This window comes from Pseudomonas rustica, from assembly GCF_018336155.1.
Taxonomy (GTDB): domain Bacteria; phylum Pseudomonadota; class Gammaproteobacteria; order Pseudomonadales; family Pseudomonadaceae; genus Aquipseudomonas; species Aquipseudomonas rustica.
In genome coordinates this window covers 291,865-313,509 of sequence record NZ_JAGYHF010000007.1, presented here as the reverse complement: position 1 = coordinate 313,509, position 21,645 = coordinate 291,865, and the positions used below count along the sequence as shown (strand labels likewise).

Here is a 21,645-nt window from a genome sequence, read left to right as displayed (position 1 = left end):
TTTTTTTCTGGGGCCGATCCTAGTGAGTCGGGCCGAGGAAGGCCAGCCATCGGCGTTCGGCAAGGCGGAATAGGCCGACCAGCGCAAAGGTAATGGTCAGGTAGATCAGCGCGGCGATGCCGAACGACTGAAAGGTCAGAAAGGTCGCCGAGTTGGCGTCCCGCGCGACTTTCAGGATGTCGGGGATGGTCGCGGTGAAAGCCACCGTGGTCGAGTGCAGCATAAGGATCACTTCGTTGCTGTAGTAAGGCAACGAACGGCGCAAGGCCGACGGCATGATCACGTAGGCATAAAGCTTCCAGCCTGTCAGACCATAGGCCTTGGCCGCTTCGACTTCGCCGTGGTTCATGCTGCGGATCGCCCCGGCGAAAATCTCCGTGGTGTAAGCGCAAGTGTTGAGGGCGAAGGCGAGGATCGTGCAGTTCATCGCGTCGCGAAAGAAGCTATCGAGAATCGGCTGCGCACGCACGGCGGCGAGGCTATAGATCCCGGTGTAGCAAATCAGCAACTGGATATACAGCGGCGTGCCCCGGAACAGGTAGGTGTAGAACTGCACCGGCCAGCGAATGTAGAAGTGCGGCGACACCCGCGCGATCGACAACGGAATCGACACAAGGAAACCGATAACGATTGAGGCCGTGAGCAGCCACATCGTCATCGCCAGCCCGGTGATGTTCTGGCCGTCGGTATAAAGGAAGGCGCGCCAGTATTCCTGCAGAAGTTCGATCATCGTACGGCCTCCCGGGAACCGGCGGCGTAACGGCGTTCGAGCCAGCGCAGAATGAAGTTCGACGCACTGGTGATCAGCAGATAAATCAACGCGGCGAGTACCAGAAAGTAGAACAGTTGATAGGTGCTTTTACCGGCGTCCTGCGCGGCTTTGACCAGATCGGCGAGGCCGATGATCGACACCAGCGCGGTGGCCTTGAGCATGACCATCCAGTTGTTGCCGATGCCCGGCAGGGCGAAGCGCATCATTTGCGGAAACACCACGTAGCGAAAGCGCTGACCGCGTTTGAGGCCATAGGCGGTCGCAGCTTCAACCTGACCGCGCGGCACCGCGAGAATCGCGCCTCGGAAAGTCTCGGTGAAATACGCGCCATAAATGAAGCCCAGAGTCAGCACCCCGGCGCTGAACGGGTTGATCTCGATGTATTCCCATTCCATGTAGTCAGTCAGGGACGTCAGCCAGGTTTGCAGGCTGTAGAAAATCAGCAGCATCAGCACCAGATCCGGCACCCCGCGAATCAGCGTGGTGTAGAGCTGGGCGGGCAGGCGCACCAGTTTGATCTTTGACAGCTTGGCACTGGCGCCGAGCAGGCCGAGCAACACGGCCACCAGCAGCGACAACGCCGATAATTTGATGGTCATCCAGGTGCCTTCCAGCAGCAAAGGACCAAAGCCCTTGAGGCTGAAGGCAGAGAGCCCCAGATTTTGCAGGAGGGTTTCGAACATAAATCAGCAACCTGAGCGGATGGAAAAGGCGCCCATCGAGGATGGGCGCCGGGGCATTATTTGCCGCTGTACAGATTCAGATCGCCAAAGTGTTTCTTTTGAATCTCGGCGTATTTGCCGTCATCGTGTAACGCTTTGATACCTTTATCTAAAAGCGCCTTCAGCTCAGTGTTACCTTTCTTAATACCGACAGCGGTTTTGGCTGGCAGCAATTCGTTGTCGACTGGCTTGCTGACGTCATAGTCGGCGCCCTGTGGCGACTTCAGGAAACCCAGTTCGGCTTGCAGCATGTCCTGGATACCGGCGTCGAGACGGCCGGAGGTCAGGTCGGAATACACCTGATCCTGGTTCTGATAGGCCTGGGTTTTCACGCCGGCCTTGTCCAGCACGGCTTTGGCGTAGGCTTCCTGAATGGTGCCTTGCTCGTAGCCAACGGTTTTACCCTTCAGCGATGCAACGTCGGCAGTGATACCCGAACCTTTTTTCGACACATAAGCGGTCGGGCCGGAGAACAGCTCGCTGGAGAAGTCGATGACTTTCTCGCGGGCCGGGGTCACGGTCATCGACGAGATCACACCGTCGAATTTGTTGGCCTTGAGGCCCGGAATCATGCCGTCGAAGTCACTTTCGACCCACTTGCACTTGACCTTCAGTTCGGCGCAGATCGCGTTGCCCAGGTCGATGTCGAAGCCCACCAGGCTGCCGTCGGCCGCTTTCGACTCAAACGGTGCATACGAAGGGTCAACGCCAAAGCGCAGCTCTTTGTATTCCTTGGCCAGCGCGGAGCCAGCGGCCATGCACAACGCCAGTGCAGAAAGGGTCAGCAATGCTTTTTTCATTATTCAATCCCTAAGAACCAATATGAGCGCTTGTGGCGCAGAATTATTGTTACTGGAACGCGTACGACCTATAGAAAGTAGCAATTTCCGAACCATAGTCCCGAACAAGTGTTTTAAAAGGTTGGGCGGGGAGGGATGAGGGCGATTGAATGCCCGGAAATGGGCATCGCAGAAAGCATGCACTGTTTTGTGGCTGATCGTTCCCACGCTCTGCGTGGGAATGCCTCAACGGACGCTCCGCGTTTGGCTTTTGGGGGGACGCGGAGCATCCCAGGCTGCATTCCCACGCGGAGCGTGGGAACGATCAATGTCCGGGAGATTGGGGTCAGGCCAACAGATCTTGCAAGGTCGCGAGGCTATCCGCTTCTTCCACGGTTTTATCCTGCCGCCAGCGCAACATCCTCGGAAAACGCACCGCGATCCCGCTCTTGTGCCGCCGCGACAGGGCAATACCTTCAAAGCCCAACTCAAACACCAGACTCGGTTTCACGCTACTCACCGGGCCAAATTTCTCCACCGTGGTCTTGCGCACAATGCTGTCGACCTGACGCATCTCCGCATCCGTCAGCCCCGAATACGCCTTGGCAAACGGCACCAGCGCCCGTTGGCTCGACTCCGGCGGGCCGTCCCACACGGCAAAGGTGTAATCGCTGTACAAACTGGCGCGCCGACCGTGCCCGCGCTGCGCATAAATCAACACCGCGTCGACGCTGAACGGATCAACCTTCCACTTCCACCACACGCCCATGTCCTTGGTGCGTCCGACGCCATACAGCGAATCCCGCGCCTTGAGCATCATGCCTTCCACGCCCAGTCGCCGAGAGGCTTCGCGCTGGCGGGCGAGGTCGAACCAGTCGCTGCCGGTCAACACGGGGGAGGGTAGCAACACCGGGCTGTTACACCTTGCGATCACCTCTTCAAGTTGCGCGCGACGTTTGGCCTGCGGCTGGTTGCGCCAGTCTTCGCCCTGCCATTCGAGCAAGTCGTAGGCGAGCACCACCACCGGTACTTCTTCGAGGATTTTCTTGTCGAGGGTTTTGCGACCGATGCGCTGTTGCAGCAGGGCAAACGGCTGCACTGCTGGCGGCTCTGTCGATTGCGGATCGAAGGCGTCTTCGGTGGTCGGGTGAGTGCTTTTCCACACAACGATTTCGCCGTCGATCACCGTGCCGTCGGGCAAGCCGTGCACCAGCACATCCAGCTCGGGGAAACGTTCAGTGACCAGCTCTTCGCCGCGTGACCACACCCACAATTTGCCGTCGCGTTTGACCACTTGCGCGCGGATGCCGTCCCATTTCCATTCAATCTGCCAATTACTGGCCGGGCCAATCAGCGCTTCAAATTCTTCAACCGGTTGCGACAACGCGTGGGCGAGGAAAAACGGATAGGGCTGACCGCCGCGTTGGGCGTGTTCGTCGGCGGATTCCGGGGCAATCAGTTTCAGGTAACTGGCGGCGTTCGGGCGGTTCGACAGGTCGGTGTAACCCACCAGCCGCTGCGCCACGCGTTTGCTGTCCAGGCCGGCCATCGACGCCAGCGCGCGGGTGACGAGCAATTTCGACACGCCGACGCGGAAGCTGCCGGTGATCAGTTTGATGCACAGCATCAGGCTTGATCGATCGAGTTGCGCCCACAGCGTTGGCAGTTGCCTGCTCAAAAACTCGGGTGTTTCACCACGCAGCGGCAGCAGCTTTTCTTCGATCCATTCGGCGAGGCCGGCTTCAGAGCTGTGCGGATTCTCCGGGAGCACCAGCGAAATGGTTTCCGCCAGATCGCCGACCGACTGATAGCTCTCCTCGAAAAGCCACGGTTCGAGGCCCGACATTTCCACGGCAATCTCGCGCAGAATCCGCACCGGCACCAATTGCCGAGGCCGTCCGCCGGACAAAAAATACACCGCCCACGCCGCGTCCTGCGGTGCAGCCTGGGCGAAGTAGGCTTGCATCGCCGCCAGTTTGGCGTTGCTGGAAGTGGTTGCGTCGAGCTCGGCGTACAACTCGGCGAAGGCTTTCATGTCGGAGTCTCGGCGACGGTGGGTTCGGCGGCGATGTTGTCTTCCTCGTCATCGCCGTATTCGGTGTTGAAGCCTTGCGCGTCGAGGCCTTGCTCACGCAAGTGGCGCACCAGCACGCCGATTGAGCCGTGGGTGACCATCACGCGTTCGGCGCCGGTTTGATTGATCGCCCACAACAGGCCGGGCCAGTCGGCGTGATCGGAGAGGACAAAACCGCGATCGACACCACGCCGCCGACGGGTGCCGCGCAAGCGCATCCAGCCGCTGGCGAAGGCGTCGCTGAAATCACCGAAACGGCGCATCCAGCTGCTGCCGCCAGCAGAAGGCGGGGCGATGACCAGGGCTTGGCGCATGAGCGGATCGTTTTTGCTGACGTCGCCGGCGTAGATCGTCGGCGGCAGGTATACGCCGGCCTCGCGGTACACGCGGCTCAGCGGCTCGACCGCGCCATGGCTGAGGATCGGGCCGAGGCTTTCGTCGATGCCGTGAAGGATTCGCTGGGCTTTGCCGAACGAGTAACAGAACAGCACGCTGGCCTTGCCGGCGGCGATATTGGCTGACCACCACTGATTGATTTCACTGAACACCTGCGCTTGCGGCTGCCAGCGATAGATCGGCAGGCCGAAGGTCGATTCAGTGATGAAGGTGTGGCAGCGCACCGGTTCGAAGGGGGCGCAGGTGCCGTCCGGTTCGATCTTGTAATCGCCGGACGCGACCCAGACTTCGCCACCGTATTCGAGGCGCACTTGTGCTGAACCGAGCACGTGGCCGGCCGGGTGGAAACTGAGGGTGACGCCGTGGTGGGTCAGGCGTTGGCCATAGTCGAGGGTTTGCAGGTTGATGTCTTGACCCAGACGCGCGCGGAGAATCCCTTCGCTGGCGCTGCTGGACAGGTAATGCTGATTGCCGGTGCGCGCGTGATCACCGTGGGCATGGGTGATCACCGAGCGCTCGACGGGGCGCCAGGGGTCAATATAGAAATCACCCGCAGGGCAATAAAGACCTTCGGGACGCGCGATAACAAGGTCCATGGCGTGACCACAATGGGGGGCTTGTTAGCTATGAGGCTGGCGCTGGGCTGGAAGTTCTATCGACTTTGAAGCGCCACCCTCACCCCAGCCCTCTCCCGGAGGGAGAGGGGGCCGACCGAGGTGTCTGGCGAATGACATCGACCTGAAGAACCGGGTCGATTATGGATTTGGCACTGCACGAACCGAGCAAATCCCGGATGTGGAAAAACACGAACCGAGCAAATCCCGGATTCAGCACAGCACCTCCAGGTCGGCGTAAAACTTCGGCCACCCCCAATCAGTCCCCTCTCCCTCCGGGAGAGGGCTAGGGTGAGGGGCTTTTGACATCAGGCTTATTTCCCTGGAGTCAGGGTCAAACGGGTTTTGCCATACACCCGCTCAAAGTTCTGCGGCTGCCTCTATTTTCAGGACGACACAAAGCCAATGTGGGAGCGGGCTTGCTCGCGAATGCGGTGTGTCAGACGCCAAAAGTATTGACTGTCACGACGCCTTCGCGAGCAAGCCCGCTCCCACAGGGGAATTGCATTTACTTGCCGGGAGTCAGGGTCAAACGGGTTTTGCCATACACCCGCTCAAAGTTCTGCGGCTGCATTGGTAACCCGATGTACTGCCCCTTCAACCACTGATCAATCCCGTTCAGGTAATTCGGGCTCTGCGGATTGCCCGATTGCCCCGTACCGTTTTGCCCCATCAGCGGTTCGGTCTGGCCGAAGTCGACGATAAAACGCATCGACGGCGCGCGCGTGGTGTTGAAGTCCTGACCCCAAGCGAATGCCGACGTGTTCAACGTGGTGTGATCGCCGCCCGCCGCCAATGGGCCGCGCACGGTCTGACCATTGCTGTTTTTCCAGGCATAGCTGTGCAACTTGCCCCACTGCCAGGCCCGGTGATCGCCGCCCAACTGACTGTCGCCAGCGCTGATCGCCGCCGCAAGGCTGCGGGCAAGAATCAGCGCTTTGTCTTCTTTCTGCGGTGTGCGGATGTCGTCCCAGAACGGACTGTCTTCACGCCCCAACAGATGATCGGCCTGCGCCGCGTAGGACAAATCGCCGTTGGCGATAAACGCCTTCCACGCCGGGCTCGATTCCGGGCCGAGTTCGTCGAGGAAGATCTGTTTCATGCTTTCTTGCAGAAACAGCTCATAAATCGCCGCGTCCGCCGAGGTCGGGCTGAGCTTGCCGTCGAACGCCATCAATCGTGTGAACGCCTCGCGGGCCTTGCTGCGGTCGGCTTCCGGCAGGGCATCGATCGCCTGCTTCAGCGGCTGCTTCATGCCCGGCGCTTCGAAGACTTTCTTCAGCTTGGCGGCAAACGTGGTGGTCTGGTCGTATTGCATGGCGATCACGCTGCGGCTGTCGTGCTTGCCGCTGCCGGCCAGTTCGGCCAGGCGTTCGCCACGCTCCGGTGCGGCCCACGAGTTCGACAGCTGCATGCCGTAACCGTGAGGAATCACGCGCTGGTTGGCGGTGCCGAGCCAACCTTGCGCCGGATCCTGATCGTAGGGGTGCAGCATCGGGTCGGCGTAACCGTCCCAGTCGTAACGACCTTCCCAGCCCGGCGAGGGCAGCAAACCTTCGCCTTCGCGACGGTTAGGGAAACGCCCGGTGACTTGCCAGCCAATGTTGCTCGCATCGGCGAACACCAGATTCAGGGCGATGGCGCGGATTTCACGGCTGGCGTCCGAGGCACGTTCCACGGTTTGCGCGCGGGTCAGATCGAAAAATGCGTCCAGCGATTTATCGTCGGTGAAGCTCGGCGTTTGTAACGCCAGCCCGTAGCCACTGCCTTGCGCCGCTGCCTGTGCACTGTTGAGCAACGCACCGTGACGGGTTTCGTACACCGCTTCGCGAATCGGTCGCTGACCTTTGACGAAGTAGGTTTCGTTGCGCACGCCCAGCGGCTGCCATTTGCCGTTGACCTCGTAGGTCAGGCTGCTGCCCTGACGACGGATTTTTTCCAGGAACAGATCCTGGTTGTCGCCAAGCACGCTGGTCATGCTCCAGGCGACTTTGCCGTTGAAACCACCCAGTACCAGCGGCAAACCGGCAACGGTGACACCGGCGGCTTGATATTTCGGTGCGCGGATCTGCACGAAGCTCCACAGCGACGGCGCGGCGAGCGGCCCATGGGCGTCGCTGGCGAGAATGCTTTTGCCGCTGCGGCTGCGTTGCGGGGCGATCGCCCAGTTGTTCGAAGACGTCGCGCCCAAGAGGTTCAGCGTCGACAATTGCTGGCTGGCGCTGCTCAGTTCAGTCAGGCCGGGAATCTGCCCGTTGAGCTTGAGGCCTTGCAGCTTGTCGGCTTCGGCCAGCGGCAGGTTTTCGTCCGGCGCCGACGGCGTTAGCCAGGCGAGTTTGTCGGTGGTCACGGTTTGCGCGAGCACCAGCGAGGAGATTTCTTCCGGCAGGTTGGCCGACTGGCTGAAATTCAGCAGGGCGAAAATCAGCGCCGAATCTTCCGGTTTCCAGTATTCGGGTTTGTAGCCGCTGGAGGCGAGGTCGCCCGGCAGTTTGTCGGCGTAGCGGAACAGGTAAGCGTTAACGCCCCGCGCATAGACTTCGAAGAAACGCTTGAGGCGTGGCGACGAGGCCTTGTACAGCTCAGCGGCGCTTTTCTTCAGATTGACCGCGCGCATGTAGCGGTCGGCGTCGAGCATCGAGGCGCCGGACATTTCCGCCAGACGGCCCTGAGCCAGCAGGCGCAGGGTGACCATCTGGTTGATCCGGTCGCTGGCGTGGACGTAGCCGAGGCTGAACAGTGCGTCATGGAAGGTATTACTTTCGATCAACGGCATGCCCATGGCATTGCGTCGCACCGAAACATTCTGCGCCAGGCCCTTTAGCGGTTGCACGCCGGAGGTCGGCGGGAGGGTGTCCTGAGCGTTCCAGGTCTGGCAACCGGACAGCCCCAAAACACCGGCCACTGCTGCGGCAACGCCGAACCGGGGAAGAAAATGAGTAAGGGCTGGCGAGGCCATGGCAAAGCTCCTGCGGGGGGTAGCGTCAGTAAAGGCGCTACGTTAGTGAGCAGGAGGGTGCCGCGCAAGCGGGGGCGGGGGTTATTTGTGTATTTCTGTCGAATGGAAAAGATCGCAGCCTGCGGCAGCTCCTACATAGGCATTCATTCCCATGTAGGAGCTGCCGCAGGCTGCGATCTTTTGATCTTCAATCAGGATTTCGGTGGATTGATCTTCTGCACCAGCGCATACGCCTTGACCGTCGCCGGGCGATCCTTGATGTGGTTGAACCAGCGTTGCACATGCGGGAAGTCTTCAAGGTTCTGGCTCTGCCATTTGTGCGAGACGATCCACGGATAAATCGCCATGTCGGCAATGCTGTATTCACTGCCAGCAACAAACTCGTTATCCGCCAATTGCTTGTTCAATACGCCATACAACCGCGCCGTTTCATCAATGTAGCGCTTGATCGCGTAAGGAATTTTCTCCGGCGCAAACTGGCTGAAGTGATGATTCTGCCCGGCCATCGGCCCCAATCCGCCCATCTGCCAGAACAACCACTGCAACGCCGTTTGCCGCCCGCGCAGATCCTTGGGCAGGAACTGGCCGGTTTTTTCCGCGAGATACAGAAGAATCGCCCCGGATTCAAACACCGACAACGGCTCGCCGCCATCAACCGGCTGATGATCGACGATCGCCGGGATGCGGTTGTTCGGGGAAATTTTCAGAAAGTGGGGCTGGAACTGCTCACCCTGACTGATATTGATCGGGTGAACCTTGTAGGGCAGGCCGGCTTCTTCGAGGAACAGGGAAATCTTGTGGCCGTTGGGGGTGGTCCAGTAATACAGGTCGATCATGGAAAGCTCCAAATCAGAAAATGGCTTACTTGCGGACAGCAAACGCCAGCGTCAGGTGATCCCGTGTGCGTTCGATAGCTTGCCTGTTATCAGGAGGTGATGCTGAACTGCGCAGAATTCAATGACCCGCCCGTGAGAAAAATCGCCATGGAGCTTCAGGCCAACGCAGCACTGATCATCATCGACCAGCAAAAAGGCATCCTGCAGCCGCATTTGGGGCGACGGAATAATCCTCAGGCGGAAGACAGAATTGTTGATCTGCTGGGGTTCTGGCGGCGCAGCGGGCGGCCGGTGATTCATGTGCAGCATCTGTCGCGCGAACCGGACTCGGTGTTTTGGCCTGAGCAGGAAGGCGTGGAGTTTCAGCAACGGTTCTTGCCGCAGGACGCTGAATGGCTGATTCAGAAACAAGTGCCGGATGCGTTTTGTGTAGGCGGACTGGCGGCGCGTTTGCGTGAGGCGGGGGTTGGGCAGTTGGTCATTGTTGGCGTGGCGACGAATAACTCGGTGGAATCGACAGCGCGTTCGGCGGGGAATCTGGGGTTTGATACGTGGGTGGCAGAGGATGCGTGCTTTACCTTCGACAAGGCCGATTATTTCGGCACGTTGCGCACGGCTGAAGAGGTGCACGGGATGTCGTTGGGGAATTTGCAGGGGGAGTATGCGACGGTGGTGAGTGCGGCGCAGGTATTGGCGGAGGGCTGATATCTGTAGTGAATGTGCGGGCCCTTCGCGAGCAAGCTCAACCCCACAGGGGATTGCATTCCACCTGAAGAAACGCGGTCAATTGTAGGAGTGAGCCTGCTCGCGATAGCAGTTTGTCAGGTAACAAATTCATCAACTGACACACCGCAATCGCGAGCAGGCTCACTCCTACAATAAATGCATTCCAAGTGAAGGAACGCGGTCAACTGTGGGAGCGGGCTTGCTCGCGAAGGCGTCAGATCAGGCGAAGAAGCTCTTTGCCCAGAGCATCACGCCCCGTGGCACTTCTTGAATTTCTTGCCGTTGCCGCATGGGCACGGGTCGTTGCGGCCGACGTCTTTCAGGGCGTTGCGCACCGGTTCCTGGTGGGCGTGGCCGCAGTTCGGGCCGTGTACGTGACCGTGGTCATGATCGTGGTGATGGTCATGATCATGATCGTGGTTGCAGTCAGGGCCATGGACATGAGGTTGCTGAGTCATCGGTGTTGCTCCGGAATAAAATCGGCGGGGATTATCACGCCATTGCGCTCAAGGTGCACGTAGTGGGCGATGAATAAACCGGTTTCCATTTCACCCTGCAATCGATAAGGAATCTGCTGGTCGGGTTTTTTCAGCAGTTTCACCACGTCTTTGACCTTCGGCCACAGGTTGGTGCGGATCGGCACCTTGAAGTACGCGCTGTGCTTCGGCCCGACGGTGAACCAGTGTTCATGCTCGCCTTCAGCCAAGAGCATATCGCCCAGATGAATGCGGTATTCGAGGCCGCGCACGGTCAGGTCGCTGTCGTTGGGATTGTCGACGCGAAAGTGCAGGATGAATTTCTGCTCGAGCAGTTTCGCCCGCACCACTTCGACGTTTACCAAGTGCACGGCAGGGTCGACGCTGTCGTCGCTGAACCACGAGGCACAGCCGCCGAGGTTGAGGAACAGCGTGAGGATCAAGAATTGGAATGTGCGCCTGCAACCGAGCATGTGATAACTCCCTTTGGTGCTCAGTCTAGCCTTAAAAGATCGCAGCCTTCGGCAGCTCCTACAGGAGATCGCGTCCCCCGTAGGAGCTGCCGAAGGCTGCGATCTTTTGATCTTCAACCTCAAGCGCCGAAATACCCCGCGCAGCACTTCTTGAACTTCTGTCCGCTGGCGCATGGGCAGCTGTCATTGCGCCCCAGTTTCAATTGCACCGTCGGGTCGATGAAATACCAGCGCCCGGCGTTCTGCACAAACGAGGAACGCTCGCGATGGCTGTGCTCACCCTGATCGTCGTGCCAGCGCGCAGTGAAGGTGACGAAGGCGTGTTCCGGCTGCCCACCAAAGACTTCCGAGCTCTCGACTTCCAGGCCGAGCCAGGTGCTCTGCGCGCTCCAGTTGCTGATCGACTGCCGATCCAGACCCGCCTGCTGAGCGGGCAGGGTGGTCGCCACCAGATAGTCGATCAGGCCCAGCACATAAGCGCTGTAGCGTGAGCGCATCAAAGCTTCGGCACAGGGCGCCGGCAGGCCGTCGTGATAATGGCCGCAGCAGGCATCCAGCAGGTTGCCGCTGCCGCACGGGCAAATGGCTGTACTCATTGCATTACCACCAGTATTTGCCGAAATTTTCCGGATTGGCCCAGAACCGCGCGTTGAGCCAGTCGGGGACTTGTTTGTAGTCAAGCAGATCGTAGGTGAACAGGGTCAACACTTGATCGTCGCGCTGAAAACGTTCGCTGGCTTGCAGGGCCAGCGAATAGAAATCGGTTTCCTGCCAGCCGCAAGCCGACAGATCTGCCAGTACCGCGATGCGGCTGGCATTTAAATTTCGAATCCCGCCCAACAGATTCAGGCCATCGCGCTTGGGCAAATGTTCCAGGCAATCGACCACCAGCGCCAGATCAAAACGCTGCGCAGCCAGTTCGGCGGGCAACGCACCGGGGGCGGCGTGGGCGACAACGGAGTCCGGGTGCGCCTCCTTGAAAGCAGTCAGGGCCGGGAATTCGCTGGCGCCGATCAACAGCAAACGCGCCGGCGCGTAGCGATCCAGCAAAGCGGCCAACGCCTGTTGCGGCGTGCGGGAAGAAATGGCGACGTTCATCGAAGCTCCTCAATCAGACCGCCAAGACTAGCCTGCCTGACCGCGCCGGCAAAGAGCCCTGTCCCGCGACTTTGCGGCAATTGCGCCGAAGTCCTGTGAACACGGTCGCAAACAGCAGTGGCCTATTGCTGGCGGAGATTAAAACTCCGGTCTTTACTCCCTGAATCGGTTTCAAGCCGATCCCTCAGGAGAAAACCAGATGAGCATAGTGCGGACAGCATTACCTTTGATTCTGCTAACCAGTGTGTTGACGGGTTGCGCAGGTTTGCAGAAAACCGACTGGCCGACCTGTGCGGCGGTCGGTGGTGTCGTCGGGGCCGGTCTTGGCGCGACGGAAAGTTCGGCGTGGGCGGGCTACGGCGCGCTGATCGTAGGCGGTACGGCAGCGGCGTATTGCTGGGTACATGGTGATGGCGACGAAGACGGCGATGGTGTGCCGGACAGCCGCGACAAGTGCCCGGGCACTCCAAAAGGCGTGCAGGTCGATGCTGACGGCTGCCCACCACCGGCTCCAGCCCCCGTGGTTGAAGAAGCGGTAGTGGTCAAAGAAGAAACCATCGTTATTCGTGATGTGCACTTCCAGTTCGACAAAGCCACGCTGACCAGCCCTGACAAACAGGTGCTCGATAAAGTCGCGACGCGCCTGAAACAGGAATCCTCGACTGCACAACTGACCGTCACTGGTCACACCGACAGCGTGGGCAGCGATGCCTACAACAAAAAACTGTCGGATCGTCGTGCGCACTCGGTGGTGGAGTACCTGATCCAGCAGGGTGTGCCTCGTGCCAGCTTCGTTTCGGTCTCGGGTCTGGGTGAAAGCCAGCCGGTCGCTGACAACAAAACGGCAGACGGTCGCGCGCAAAACCGTCGCACCGAAATCAAAATCCAGCGCTAGCCCCCTCGCATCCGCGGCTTGTGCAGTCGCGGATGCGGGTCTTTACTCCTGTGTAACCGGTATGGGCCGGTGACACAGGAGCTTTCAAATGAGTGTTTTCTCAAGGTCCGTCTTGCCGGTTCTGCTGCTAGGCAGTTTGCTCACCGGTTGCGCCACGCACAGCGATGGCACTGCACCCCTCAATCAACGTACGTGGCCGGTCTGCAGCCTTCTTGGCGGCTTGGTCGGTGGCGGTCTTGGCGCCATTGAAAGTGGCGGCTGGGCCGGTGGCGGCGCAGCGCTGGGGATTCTTGCCGGCGGACTGATCTGTTACGCCCAGGATGGCGATGAAGACGACGATGGCGTGTTCGACCGCCGCGACCGTTGCCCCGATACACCGGCCAATACCCCGGTCGATCACCGTGGCTGCCCGTTGCCGCAATATCCGGTCACCGAAAAAACACCGGAGCCTGTGCCGCAAACTGAAGTCATCACCCTCAGCGATGCCGGCGATGTCTTGTTCGATTTTGACAAGTCTGACCTGACGCCTTCGGCCAAAGCCCAGCTCGATACGGTTATGGACAAACTGCGTAATGCCGACGTGGTGAGCATCAAGGTCATCGGTCATACCGACAGCAAAGGTTCGGACGCTTACAACCAGGCGCTGTCGGAACGTCGCGCCAGCAGTGTCGCCTCGTATTTGCTGAGTCAGGGTCTGTCGCCGAATAAACTCACCAGTGAAGGACGTGGCGAGAGTGAACCGGTGGCTGACAACGCAACCGATGAGGGCCGCGCGAAAAACCGTCGCGTGGAATTGCACATCAATCGTTAGGACGCGTCTGTAGGGCGCAGGCTAGAGCCGCCGGGCTTCGATCATCGTTGACCCGGCGGCCATTTGGCGACTTGTCTGGATTTTTTCTTTTCCCCTCTGGCTTATCCCCCGCAGAAGCCGTTACTGTGCGTCCAAAGAATAATTCGCAACACGGGGGAGCGTATGAAAGTGTTCTGGGGGCTGGGGCGGTTGTTGACCCTGCTGTTCTGCTGCGTGGTGCTGGCCAATCAACTGGTGCCATTCGTTCATCCGCTGCACCTGCTGGTCAATCTGGCTGGCGGTCTGTTGTTGCTGATCCACGTGCTCGAAGTGCTGCTGTGCAATCGCAGCCTCAAGGGGCGTCCACACCCTTGGCGTGACCGTGGCCGCATCCTGTTGTTCGGCGTATTCCATCTGCAAACCATCCCGGCCCCGGCCGCTCCGGAGGCTTCTTCCCATGCGTAAACTTTGCCTGCTCGCTGCATTCATCAGCCCTTTGGCCTGCGCCCAAGTGGTGACGGTTGAAACCAACTCGCTGATGCGCCTGCCCAACACCACCAGCACCTTGCAACTTGAACGTCTGGACGTGGCTGATTACGGCACGTTGCTGATTCCATCGAACGTGACCGAACTGACCGTGGGCGAATTGCGTCTGGGTCATGAAGCACGCATCGCCATCGTCCCGGCGGAACAGGCGCTGGAGATGAAAGTGGCGCGCGCTGAACTCAGCGAAGGCAGCCAGATCACCGCACGCGGTGCTCCTGGTACTTATGAAAAAGCCGCGCGCGCGGGGCGCAATCTGAATCTGCAATTCAAAGCGTTGAACGCGCCGCAACTGTTGGTCGATGCCCGTGGTGGCACCGGTGCGCCGGGGTTTGTCGGTCTGGATGGCGGCAACGGTGAGGATCCGGGCTGCACTTATGGTTCGGCCGGGCATGGCTTTGATGGCAGTGACGGCGCTGACGGCCAACCGGGGGCACCGGGTGCGCTGGTGCGGCTGGAAGTGCCGCGCGAGTTTCCGGCTGAGCTGATCAAGGTCAATGTGACCGGTGGCAACGGTGGCCCGGCGGGTGTCGGCGGCAAGGCAGGCAAGGGCGGCAAGTCCAAGGGCTGCCTGGTGTATCGCGCCGATGGCGGCAAAAATGGCAAGGCCGGGGCGGATGGACAGCCTGGGCCGGTGGGTGCGGCGGGGGCTGTGACTATTCAGCGCCTGTAAAAGCAGACCCTCACCCCAGCCCTCTCCCGGCGGGAGAGGGAGCCGACCGAGGTGACTCACGCTATCCATGGCTGATTGTTCCCACGCTCTGCGTGGGAACACAGCCCGTGACGCTCCGCGTCACTGGACGCGGAGCGTCCCTTGCGGCATTCCCACGCAGAGCGTGGGAACGATCACGGCCTCGCCGCCGCAATCGCCACCAACACCAACCCGACAATCAAATTAATCCCCACCACCCGCCGAATCCGCCCCAGCACCGCCGAACCTGCCGGCCAGTCCTTGGCGTCCACCGCCGTGCGCAATTCCGGCAGCATCAGCCCTTGAGCGCGGATAAACAGCGCCGTCATCACCACGTACAACCCGATCATCACCTGCACATACTTCGGCGCGGTCTCAAACCCAACCTGCTGCAGATGCAACATGCCCACGCCGCTAATCGGCAACAGGATCACCGCGACCCACACCCAGCGGAAAAAACCTTGAAACACTTCCACCCACAAGGTCAGCCGGGCGGGGCCGTCGAGGGCCTTCACGGTCGCGGGGCGCAAGACCATCCAGGCGAAAAACATGCCGCCGACCCATACCAGGGCGGACAGGACATGCAGGGGGTAGACGAGGCTAAAAAGTGTCATTGGGTTACTCCGTTCTGCGCAGGATCGATTCGCGGGGTATGATAGCCGCCGATCCAAACCACTGAAAATTTATCCAGCGTTTTTTGCGCCCGACACTCAATGATCAGCACTGAACTCAAAACCACGATCCAGGGCGCCTACTCGCGTTTTCTTGAAGCCAAGAGCCTCAAGCCGCGTTACGGCCAGCGCCTGATGATCGCTGAAATCGCCAAAGTCCTCGGGGATATCGACACCGACGACGAAGGCCGGCGCAGTGGCGACCCCGCAATTGTTGCGGTGGAAGCCGGCACCGGTACCGGCAAGACCGTGGCCTACAGCATGGCGGCGATCCCCACGGCCAAAGCCGCCGGCAAGCGTCTGGTCATCGCCACGGCGACCGTCGCGCTGCAAGAGCAGATCGTCTACAAGGATTTGCCCGACCTGATGCGCAACAGCGGGCTGAATTTCACTTTCGCACTGGCCAAGGGCCGTGGCCGCTACATGTGCCTGTCCAAACTCGACATGCTCTTGCAGGAAGGCCACGCGCAAACCGCCACTGCCCAGCTGTTCGAAGAAGAAGGCTTCAAGATCGAGGTCGACGAGGCCAGTCAGAAGCTGTTCACCAGCATGATCGAGAAACTCGCCGGCAATAAATGGGACGGCGACCGCGACAGCTGGCCGAATGCGCTGGAAGATGCCGATTGGGCGCGTCTGACCACCGATCACAGTCAGTGCACCAACCGTCATTGCCCGAACTTCGGCCAGTGCGCCTTCTATAAGGCCCGCGAAGGCATGGGCAAGGTCGACGTGATCGTCACCAACCACGACATGGTGTTGGCTGACCTGGCATTGGGCGGCGGCGCGGTGCTTCCCGATCCGCGTGACACCATTTACGTGTTCGACGAAGGTCACCACCTGCCGGACAAGGCCATCGGCCACTTCGCCCATTACACGCGTCTGCGTTCCACCGCCGACTGGCTGGAAACCACCGCCAAGAACCTCACCAAACTGCTCGCCCAGCATCCGCTGCCGGGCGATCTCGGCAAGTTGATCGAGCAAGTGCCTGAGCTGGCGCGGGAGATCAAGGCGCAGCAGCAGTTCATGTTCAGCGCCTGCGAACAGGTCGCCGATTTTAAACCCGGCGAAGACGTCGAGGGCCGTGAAAGGCCGCGCCATCGGTTCGTTGCCGGGGTGATTCCTGAACACATGCGCGAAATGGGCATCGAGCTGAAGAAAGGCTTCTCGCGCCTTAATGATCTGTTCACGCGTCTGACCGACCTGCTCAAGGAAGGCATGGACGGCGAGGTCAACATTGGTATCGCCAGCAATCAGGCGGAAGAGTGGTATCCGCTGTTCGGCAGCCTGTTGTCCCGCGCCTCCGGCAACTGGGAATTGTGGACAGCCTTCACCGCCGAAGACCCGGAAGACAGCCCGCCGATGGCGCGTTGGCTGACCTTGGCTGAAAGCGGTTCGCTGTTCGACATCGAGGTCAACGCCAGCCCGATTCTGGCCGCCGAAACCTTGCGCCGCAGCCTGTGGAACGTCGCCTACGGTTGCCTCGTTACGTCCGCAACCCTGACCGCGCTGGGCACGTTCGACCGCTTCCGCATGCGCGCCGGTTTGCCGAAAAAAGCCGTCACCGCCGTGGTGCCGAGCCCGTTCCATCACGCCGATGCCGGCGTGCTGCGAGTGCCGGATCTGAAAGCCGATCCGCGTGATGCTCCCGCGCACACCGCCGCGATCATTCGTGATCTGCCGGATCTGGTCGAAGGCTCGCGCGGCACGCTGGTGCTGTTCTCCTCGCGCAAACAGATGCAGGACGTGTTCGATGGCCTCGACCGCGACTGGCGCAAGCAAGTGTTCATTCAAGGCAACCTGTCGAAACAGGAAACCCTGAATAAGCACAAGGCGCGCGTCGATGGCGGTGATTCCAGCGTGCTGTTCGGTCTCGCCAGTTTTGCCGAAGGCGTCGACTTGCCGGGTGCTTACTGCGAGCACGTGGTCATCGCCAAGATTCCGTTCTCGGTGCCGGACGATCCGGTCGAAGCGGCGCTGTCGGAATGGATCGAAGCCCGTGGCGGCAATCCGTTCATGGAAATCTCGGTGCCCGACGCCTCGTTGAAACTGGTTCAGGCCTGCGGTCGTCTGCTGCGTACCGAGGAAGACCGCGGCACCATCACCTTGCTGGATCGGCGCCTGGTCACCCAGCGCTACGGCAAGGCGATCCTCAATGCGTTGCCGCCCTTCCGTCGTGAAATATCCTGAGACATCGGTGGGCAGTTTTGCCCGCCGTGTTGTCTATCTCTCTGCCATCGCTTTTCCATTGGCCATTATTGGTCGTTAGGGAGAACTCCGTTCTTATGATCCGCCGTTCGCTGCCTGCCGTTTTCGCCTTGATCTTCGCTGCCCCTCTGATGGCAGCGCCTGCCGGTCAGCAGACCCTGTTCAACTTTGTCCGCCCGGCGGACGTGGTCAAAGTCACCACCGAAAACGCCGATCTGCCGCAAGCCAACGCTGAGCAAACCGCAGAAGGCGAAGTGCTGCGCCGGGTGACGTTCAACCCGGTGGCCCGTCCGACCCTGCGTCTGACCCCGCAGACCGGTGCTTGGGACTGGTCGCAGTCGGGCATGATGAGCCTGCGTCTGCAGAGCGCGATGAACTGGGCCGTGACGGTCTATGTGCAAATACAGAGCAATGACGGCCGCACACTGGTCAGCCGCGTCGACCTGCCGGCCGGCCCTGCGCAGACCTTGCTGGTGCCGCTGGTGGCGTCGACGCCGCTGAGCCAGGGCATGAAAGCCGGGCCGCCGATGCCGATGACCGTCGACGGTCAGCGCATTTTGCTGGCCGCGAGCAGCGGTGAGATTGATCGCAGCCAAGTGGTATCGGTGAGTCTGTCGATGGATCAGCCGAAAGTCGCGCAGAGCTTGCTGCTTGAGCGTTTCGGCGTGCAGGACGGCGAGTTGGTCAGCCAAGCGGTGTACGGCAATCTGGTCGACGCTTATGGGCAATCGACTCGCAGCAAATGGCCGGAAAAAATCGCCAACGACGAACAACTGAAATCCGCTGCCGCCAAGGAACAGCAACAGCTGAAAACCTGGCTGGCCGAGCGCGAGAAGTCCTCGCTGGACAAGTTTGGTGGCTGGAACAAAGGCCCGGCGTTCAAGGCCAGCGGCTTCTTCCGCACCGAAAAACGCGACGGTCGTTGGTATCTGGTCACGCCTGAGGGGCATCCGTTCTACTCCCTCGGCGTCAACACCGTCAGCCCCGACGTCAGCCAGACGTACGTGGCAGGTCGCGAGTTCATGTTCGAATCCTTGCCGAAACCGGATGAGCCGTTGGCCAGTCACTTTGGTGAAGGCGACAACCGTGGCGGCAATGGTGTTGATCAAGGTCGTGGCTACGGCAATGGCCGCTGGTACGATTTCTACGGCGCCAACTTGCAGCGTGTGTACGGCGAACCGTGCAAAGCGGACAGCGAGGGCAAATCCGGCGTCGCTGCTGCGGCGAAGGCTGAAGCCACTGAAACCGCCGCCGCCAAAGCCGCAGAACCTGCCGCTGTGCCGGCAGAGCCGAAGTCCGGCGTCGCCGAAGCGGCCAAGACTGAAACCGTGCAAGTGGCCACGGAAAAGGCTGCCGCGCCGTGCAAAGCAACTATTGATGAGCAACAGTGGGCCAACCACACGCTCGATCGCCTGCAAGCCTGGGGCTTCAACACGGTCGGCAACTGGAGTGCCGATTCGCTGAGTGACGCCGAGCGCGTGCCGTACACCTTGCCGCTGTCGATCGTCGGCGATTACACCAGCATCAGCACCGGCAGCGACTGGTGGGGCGGCATGCCCGATCCGTTCGACCCGCGTTTCGCCATGGCCACCGAGCGTGCCGTGGCCATCGCTGCTCGCGATCACCGCGACGATCCATGGCTGATCGGCTACTACGCCGACAACGAACTGGCTTGGGCCGGCCCGGGCGACGATGCGAAATCCCGTTACGCGCTGGCCTACGGTACGTTGAAAATGACCACCGACGTGCCGGCCAAACGCGCATTCCTCAAGCAATTGCGCGACAAGTATCGCAATCAGGCGGGCCTGTCGAAGGCGTGGGGCATTGATCTGCCAGCGTGGGAATTGATGGAAGACCCGGGGTTCGTGCCGCCGCTGCCGAACCCCGAGCACCCGGAAATCGAGGCCGACTTCAAATATTTCCAGAAAGTCTTCGCCGACACCTACTTCAAGACCATCTCTGATTCGCTGAAATGGCACGCGCCCAACCAGATGCTGTTGGGCGGTCGCTTCGCCACCAGCACCCCGGAAGCCGTGGCGTCCTGCGCGCAGTATTGCGATGTGCTGAGCTTCAACATGTACACGCTCAAGCCGCAGGATGGCTATGACTTTGCCGCGCTGGGGGCGTTGGACAAACCGGTGCTAATTACCGAATTCAACTTTGGCTCGGCTGATCGCGGCCCGTTCTGGGGCGGCGTGACGCAACTGAGCAAGGAAGAAGATCGCGGGCCGGCATATGCCAATTTCCTCAAACAAGCGCTGAGTGAACCGTCGATCGTCGGCGTGCATTGGTTCCAGTATCTGGATCAACCGGTGACCGGGCGTCTGCTCGATGGCGAGAATGGCCACTTTGGTCTGGTGGGCGTGACGGATCTGCCGTATCAGGGCTTTGTTGAAACCGTGCGCAAGAGCAATTTGCAGGCGATGGATCAGTTGGGTCAGCAGGCGCAGAAAGCGCCGGTGCATGAAGCTGAAGGTGGCCGCAAAGGCGAGGCCGGCAAGGGCGCCGGGGCAGGGCATGCGGGTGGGCATTCGGGGAATGGTCATTAAGGCGTGATACCGCGTTATCGTTCTTCGCGAGCAAGCCCGCTCCCACAGGGGATCTTTGGTGCTATCGAGATCCCCTGTGGGAGCGGGCTTGCTCGCGAAGGCGTCAGTCGCCTCAACCCAAAATCTGAAATAACCGTCTAGCCCGCAGCTGTTCCCAAATCCCTCAAGGGCTGGAACAATGCGGGCCACTTTGTAGAGCGTTTTCGCGGGGGAGTTGCGGGTGCAGATTCAGGGACATTACGAGCTTCAATTCGAAGCGGTGCGCGATGCTTTCGCCGCGCTGTTCGACGATCCCCAGGAACGCGGCGCAGCCTTGTGCATTCAGGTCGGCGGAGAAACCGTCCTCGACCTCTGGTCAGGTACCGCCGACAAAGACGGCGCCGAAGCCTGGCACAGCGACACCATCGCCAACCTGTTCTCCTGCACCAAAACCTTCACTGCCGTCACCGCGCTGCAACTGGTCGCCGAAGGCAAGTTGCAACTCGATGTGCCGGTCGCACGCTACTGGCCGGAATTTGCCGCCGCCGGCAAAGAATCCATCACCCTGCGCCAATTGCTCTGCCACCAGGCCGGTCTGCCGGCGCTGCGTGAATTGCTGGCGCCGGAAGCCCTGTACGACTGGCAAACCATGGTCGACGCCCTCGCGGCGGAAACGCCATGGTGGACGCCGGGTACTGGCCACGGTTACGCGGCAATCACTTATGGCTGGCTGATCGGCGAATTGCTGCGACGTGCCGACGGTCGCGGCCCGGGCGAATCGATTGTTGCCCGGGTCGCCAAGCCGTTGGGGCTGGATTTCCACGTTGGCCTGGCTGACGAAGAATTCCATCGCGTGGCGCATATTGCGCGCGGCAAAGGCAATCCCGGCGATGCCGCCGCGCAACGTCTGCTGCAAGTGACCATGCGCGAACCGACCGCCATGAGCACCCGCGCCTTCACCAATCCGCCGTCGGTGCTCACCAGCACCAACAAACCGGAATGGCGACGCATGCAGCAACCGGCGGCCAATGGTCACGGCAATGCGCGCAGCCTCGCCGGCTTCTATGCCGGGTTGCTCGACGGCAGCCTGCTGGAAAGCGAAATGCTCGAAGAGCTGACCCGCGAACACAGCCTCGGCGAAGATAAAACCCTGCTGACCCGCACCCGTTTTGGTCTGGGCTGCATGCTCGACCAACCCGATGTGCCTAACGCCACCTACGGCCTCGGCCCACGGGCGTTCGGCCATCCGGGCGCGGGCGGATCGATCGGTTTTGCTGACCCTGAGCACGATGTCGCGTTTGGTTTTGTGACAAATACCCTTGGGCCTTACGTTTTGATGGATCCGCGCGCGCAGAAGCTCGCGCGGGTACTTGCCACTTGTCTATAAAGCAACACCC

The 21,645-nt window shown here is 60.4% G+C and carries 20 protein-coding genes; 8 read left to right on the top strand and 12 right to left on the bottom strand.

Going from position 1 to position 21,645, the window contains the following annotated elements; genetic code table 11:
- Positions 1 to 19: 19 nt before the first annotated feature.
- The 7 genes from KFS80_RS16010 to KFS80_RS15980 form a co-directional block, all read right to left on the bottom strand.
- Positions 20 to 730, bottom strand: a complete 711-nt coding sequence (locus tag KFS80_RS16010) for an ABC transporter permease (RefSeq protein ID WP_158832068.1) — start codon at positions 728 to 730, stop codon at positions 20 to 22.
- Positions 727 to 1,455 (bottom strand): ABC transporter permease, encoded by a 729-nt coding sequence (locus KFS80_RS16005; protein ID WP_008083898.1) that lies wholly within the window; start codon positions 1,453 to 1,455, stop codon positions 727 to 729. The genes KFS80_RS16010 and KFS80_RS16005 overlap by 4 nt, the downstream gene beginning before the upstream one ends.
- Positions 1,456 to 1,511: 56 nt before the next feature.
- Entirely contained in the window at positions 1,512 to 2,294 is a 783-nt protein-coding gene (locus KFS80_RS16000) for a transporter substrate-binding domain-containing protein (protein ID WP_008083900.1), read from the bottom strand.
- A 325-nt stretch (positions 2,295 to 2,619) separates the two neighbouring features.
- Entirely contained in the window at positions 2,620 to 4,308 is a 1,689-nt protein-coding gene (locus KFS80_RS15995) for an ATP-dependent DNA ligase (protein ID WP_053117779.1), read from the bottom strand.
- Positions 4,305 to 5,339, bottom strand: a complete 1,035-nt coding sequence (locus tag KFS80_RS15990; protein WP_212545299.1) for a ligase-associated DNA damage response exonuclease — start codon at positions 5,337 to 5,339, stop codon at positions 4,305 to 4,307. Before KFS80_RS15990 ends, KFS80_RS15995 begins: the two co-directional genes overlap by 4 nt.
- A 526-nt stretch (positions 5,340 to 5,865) precedes the next feature.
- Positions 5,866 to 8,316, bottom strand: coding sequence for a penicillin acylase family protein (locus KFS80_RS15985; protein WP_212545298.1), 2,451 nt, complete (start codon positions 8,314 to 8,316; stop codon positions 5,866 to 5,868).
- A gap of 191 nt (positions 8,317 to 8,507) precedes the next feature.
- On the bottom strand, positions 8,508 to 9,152 hold the full coding sequence (locus KFS80_RS15980; RefSeq protein WP_053117786.1) for a glutathione binding-like protein: 645 nt from the start codon (positions 9,150 to 9,152) through the stop codon (positions 8,508 to 8,510).
- Between the two features lie 147 nt (positions 9,153 to 9,299).
- Here KFS80_RS15980 and KFS80_RS15975 point away from each other — a divergent pair, with 147 nt between their 5' ends.
- Positions 9,300 to 9,857: a cysteine hydrolase family protein gene (locus KFS80_RS15975; protein WP_212545348.1), complete on the top strand. Its 558-nt coding sequence runs from the start codon at positions 9,300 to 9,302 to the stop codon at positions 9,855 to 9,857.
- Positions 9,858 to 10,126: 269 nt separating this feature from the next.
- Here the strand turns inward: KFS80_RS15975 and KFS80_RS15970 are convergent, their stop codons facing one another.
- The 4 genes from KFS80_RS15970 to KFS80_RS15955 form a co-directional block, all read right to left on the bottom strand.
- Entirely contained in the window at positions 10,127 to 10,336 is a 210-nt protein-coding gene (locus tag KFS80_RS15970) for an SEC-C metal-binding domain-containing protein (RefSeq protein ID WP_008083915.1), read from the bottom strand.
- Positions 10,333 to 10,827, bottom strand: coding sequence for an LEA/WHy family protein (locus KFS80_RS15965; protein WP_212545297.1), 495 nt, complete (start codon positions 10,825 to 10,827; stop codon positions 10,333 to 10,335). Before KFS80_RS15965 ends, KFS80_RS15970 begins: the two co-directional genes overlap by 4 nt.
- A 119-nt stretch (positions 10,828 to 10,946) precedes the next feature.
- On the bottom strand, positions 10,947 to 11,423 hold the full coding sequence (locus KFS80_RS15960) for a YchJ family protein (RefSeq protein ID WP_053117790.1): 477 nt from the start codon (positions 11,421 to 11,423) through the stop codon (positions 10,947 to 10,949).
- A 4-nt stretch (positions 11,424 to 11,427) separates the two neighbouring features.
- Complete coding sequence (locus KFS80_RS15955) at positions 11,428 to 11,925, bottom strand: DUF6231 family protein (RefSeq protein WP_159815023.1); 498 nt, start codon at positions 11,923 to 11,925, stop codon at positions 11,428 to 11,430.
- A 199-nt stretch (positions 11,926 to 12,124) separates the two neighbouring features.
- Here KFS80_RS15955 and KFS80_RS15950 point away from each other — a divergent pair, with 199 nt between their 5' ends.
- From KFS80_RS15950 to KFS80_RS15935, 4 genes are all read left to right on the top strand, one after another.
- Complete coding sequence (locus tag KFS80_RS15950) at positions 12,125 to 12,820, top strand: PA1041 family peptidoglycan-binding anchor lipoprotein (protein WP_053117794.1); 696 nt, start codon at positions 12,125 to 12,127, stop codon at positions 12,818 to 12,820.
- Between the two features lie 88 nt (positions 12,821 to 12,908).
- Complete coding sequence (locus KFS80_RS15945) at positions 12,909 to 13,631, top strand: PA1041 family peptidoglycan-binding anchor lipoprotein (protein WP_212545296.1); 723 nt, start codon at positions 12,909 to 12,911, stop codon at positions 13,629 to 13,631.
- 162 nt (positions 13,632 to 13,793) lie between these two features.
- Positions 13,794 to 14,075, top strand: a complete 282-nt coding sequence (locus KFS80_RS15940) for a DUF1145 domain-containing protein (RefSeq protein ID WP_053117797.1) — start codon at positions 13,794 to 13,796, stop codon at positions 14,073 to 14,075.
- On the top strand, positions 14,068 to 14,826 hold the full coding sequence (locus KFS80_RS15935) for a collagen-like triple helix repeat-containing protein (protein ID WP_212545295.1): 759 nt from the start codon (positions 14,068 to 14,070) through the stop codon (positions 14,824 to 14,826). The genes KFS80_RS15940 and KFS80_RS15935 overlap by 8 nt, the downstream gene beginning before the upstream one ends.
- 173 nt (positions 14,827 to 14,999) lie before the next feature.
- On the opposite strand, the gene KFS80_RS15930 is transcribed toward KFS80_RS15935, so the two are convergent.
- Positions 15,000 to 15,458: a CopD family protein gene (locus KFS80_RS15930; RefSeq protein WP_212545294.1), complete on the bottom strand. Its 459-nt coding sequence runs from the start codon at positions 15,456 to 15,458 to the stop codon at positions 15,000 to 15,002.
- A gap of 99 nt (positions 15,459 to 15,557) precedes the next feature.
- On the opposite strand from KFS80_RS15930, the gene dinG reads away from it, so the two are divergent.
- The 3 genes from dinG (at position 15,558) to KFS80_RS15915 (ending at position 21,635) form a co-directional block, all read left to right on the top strand.
- Positions 15,558 to 17,702: an ATP-dependent DNA helicase DinG gene (dinG, locus tag KFS80_RS15925; RefSeq protein ID WP_008085357.1), complete on the top strand. Its 2,145-nt coding sequence runs from the start codon at positions 15,558 to 15,560 to the stop codon at positions 17,700 to 17,702.
- Positions 17,703 to 17,797: 95 nt separating this feature from the next.
- A complete protein-coding gene (locus KFS80_RS15920; RefSeq protein WP_212545293.1) occupies positions 17,798 to 20,269 on the top strand; it encodes a beta-galactosidase in 2,472 nt (823 codons plus the stop codon).
- A gap of 220 nt (positions 20,270 to 20,489) precedes the next feature.
- Positions 20,490 to 21,635 (top strand): serine hydrolase domain-containing protein, encoded by a 1,146-nt coding sequence (locus KFS80_RS15915; protein WP_212545292.1) that lies wholly within the window; start codon positions 20,490 to 20,492, stop codon positions 21,633 to 21,635.
- Positions 21,636 to 21,645 lie beyond the last annotated feature (10 nt).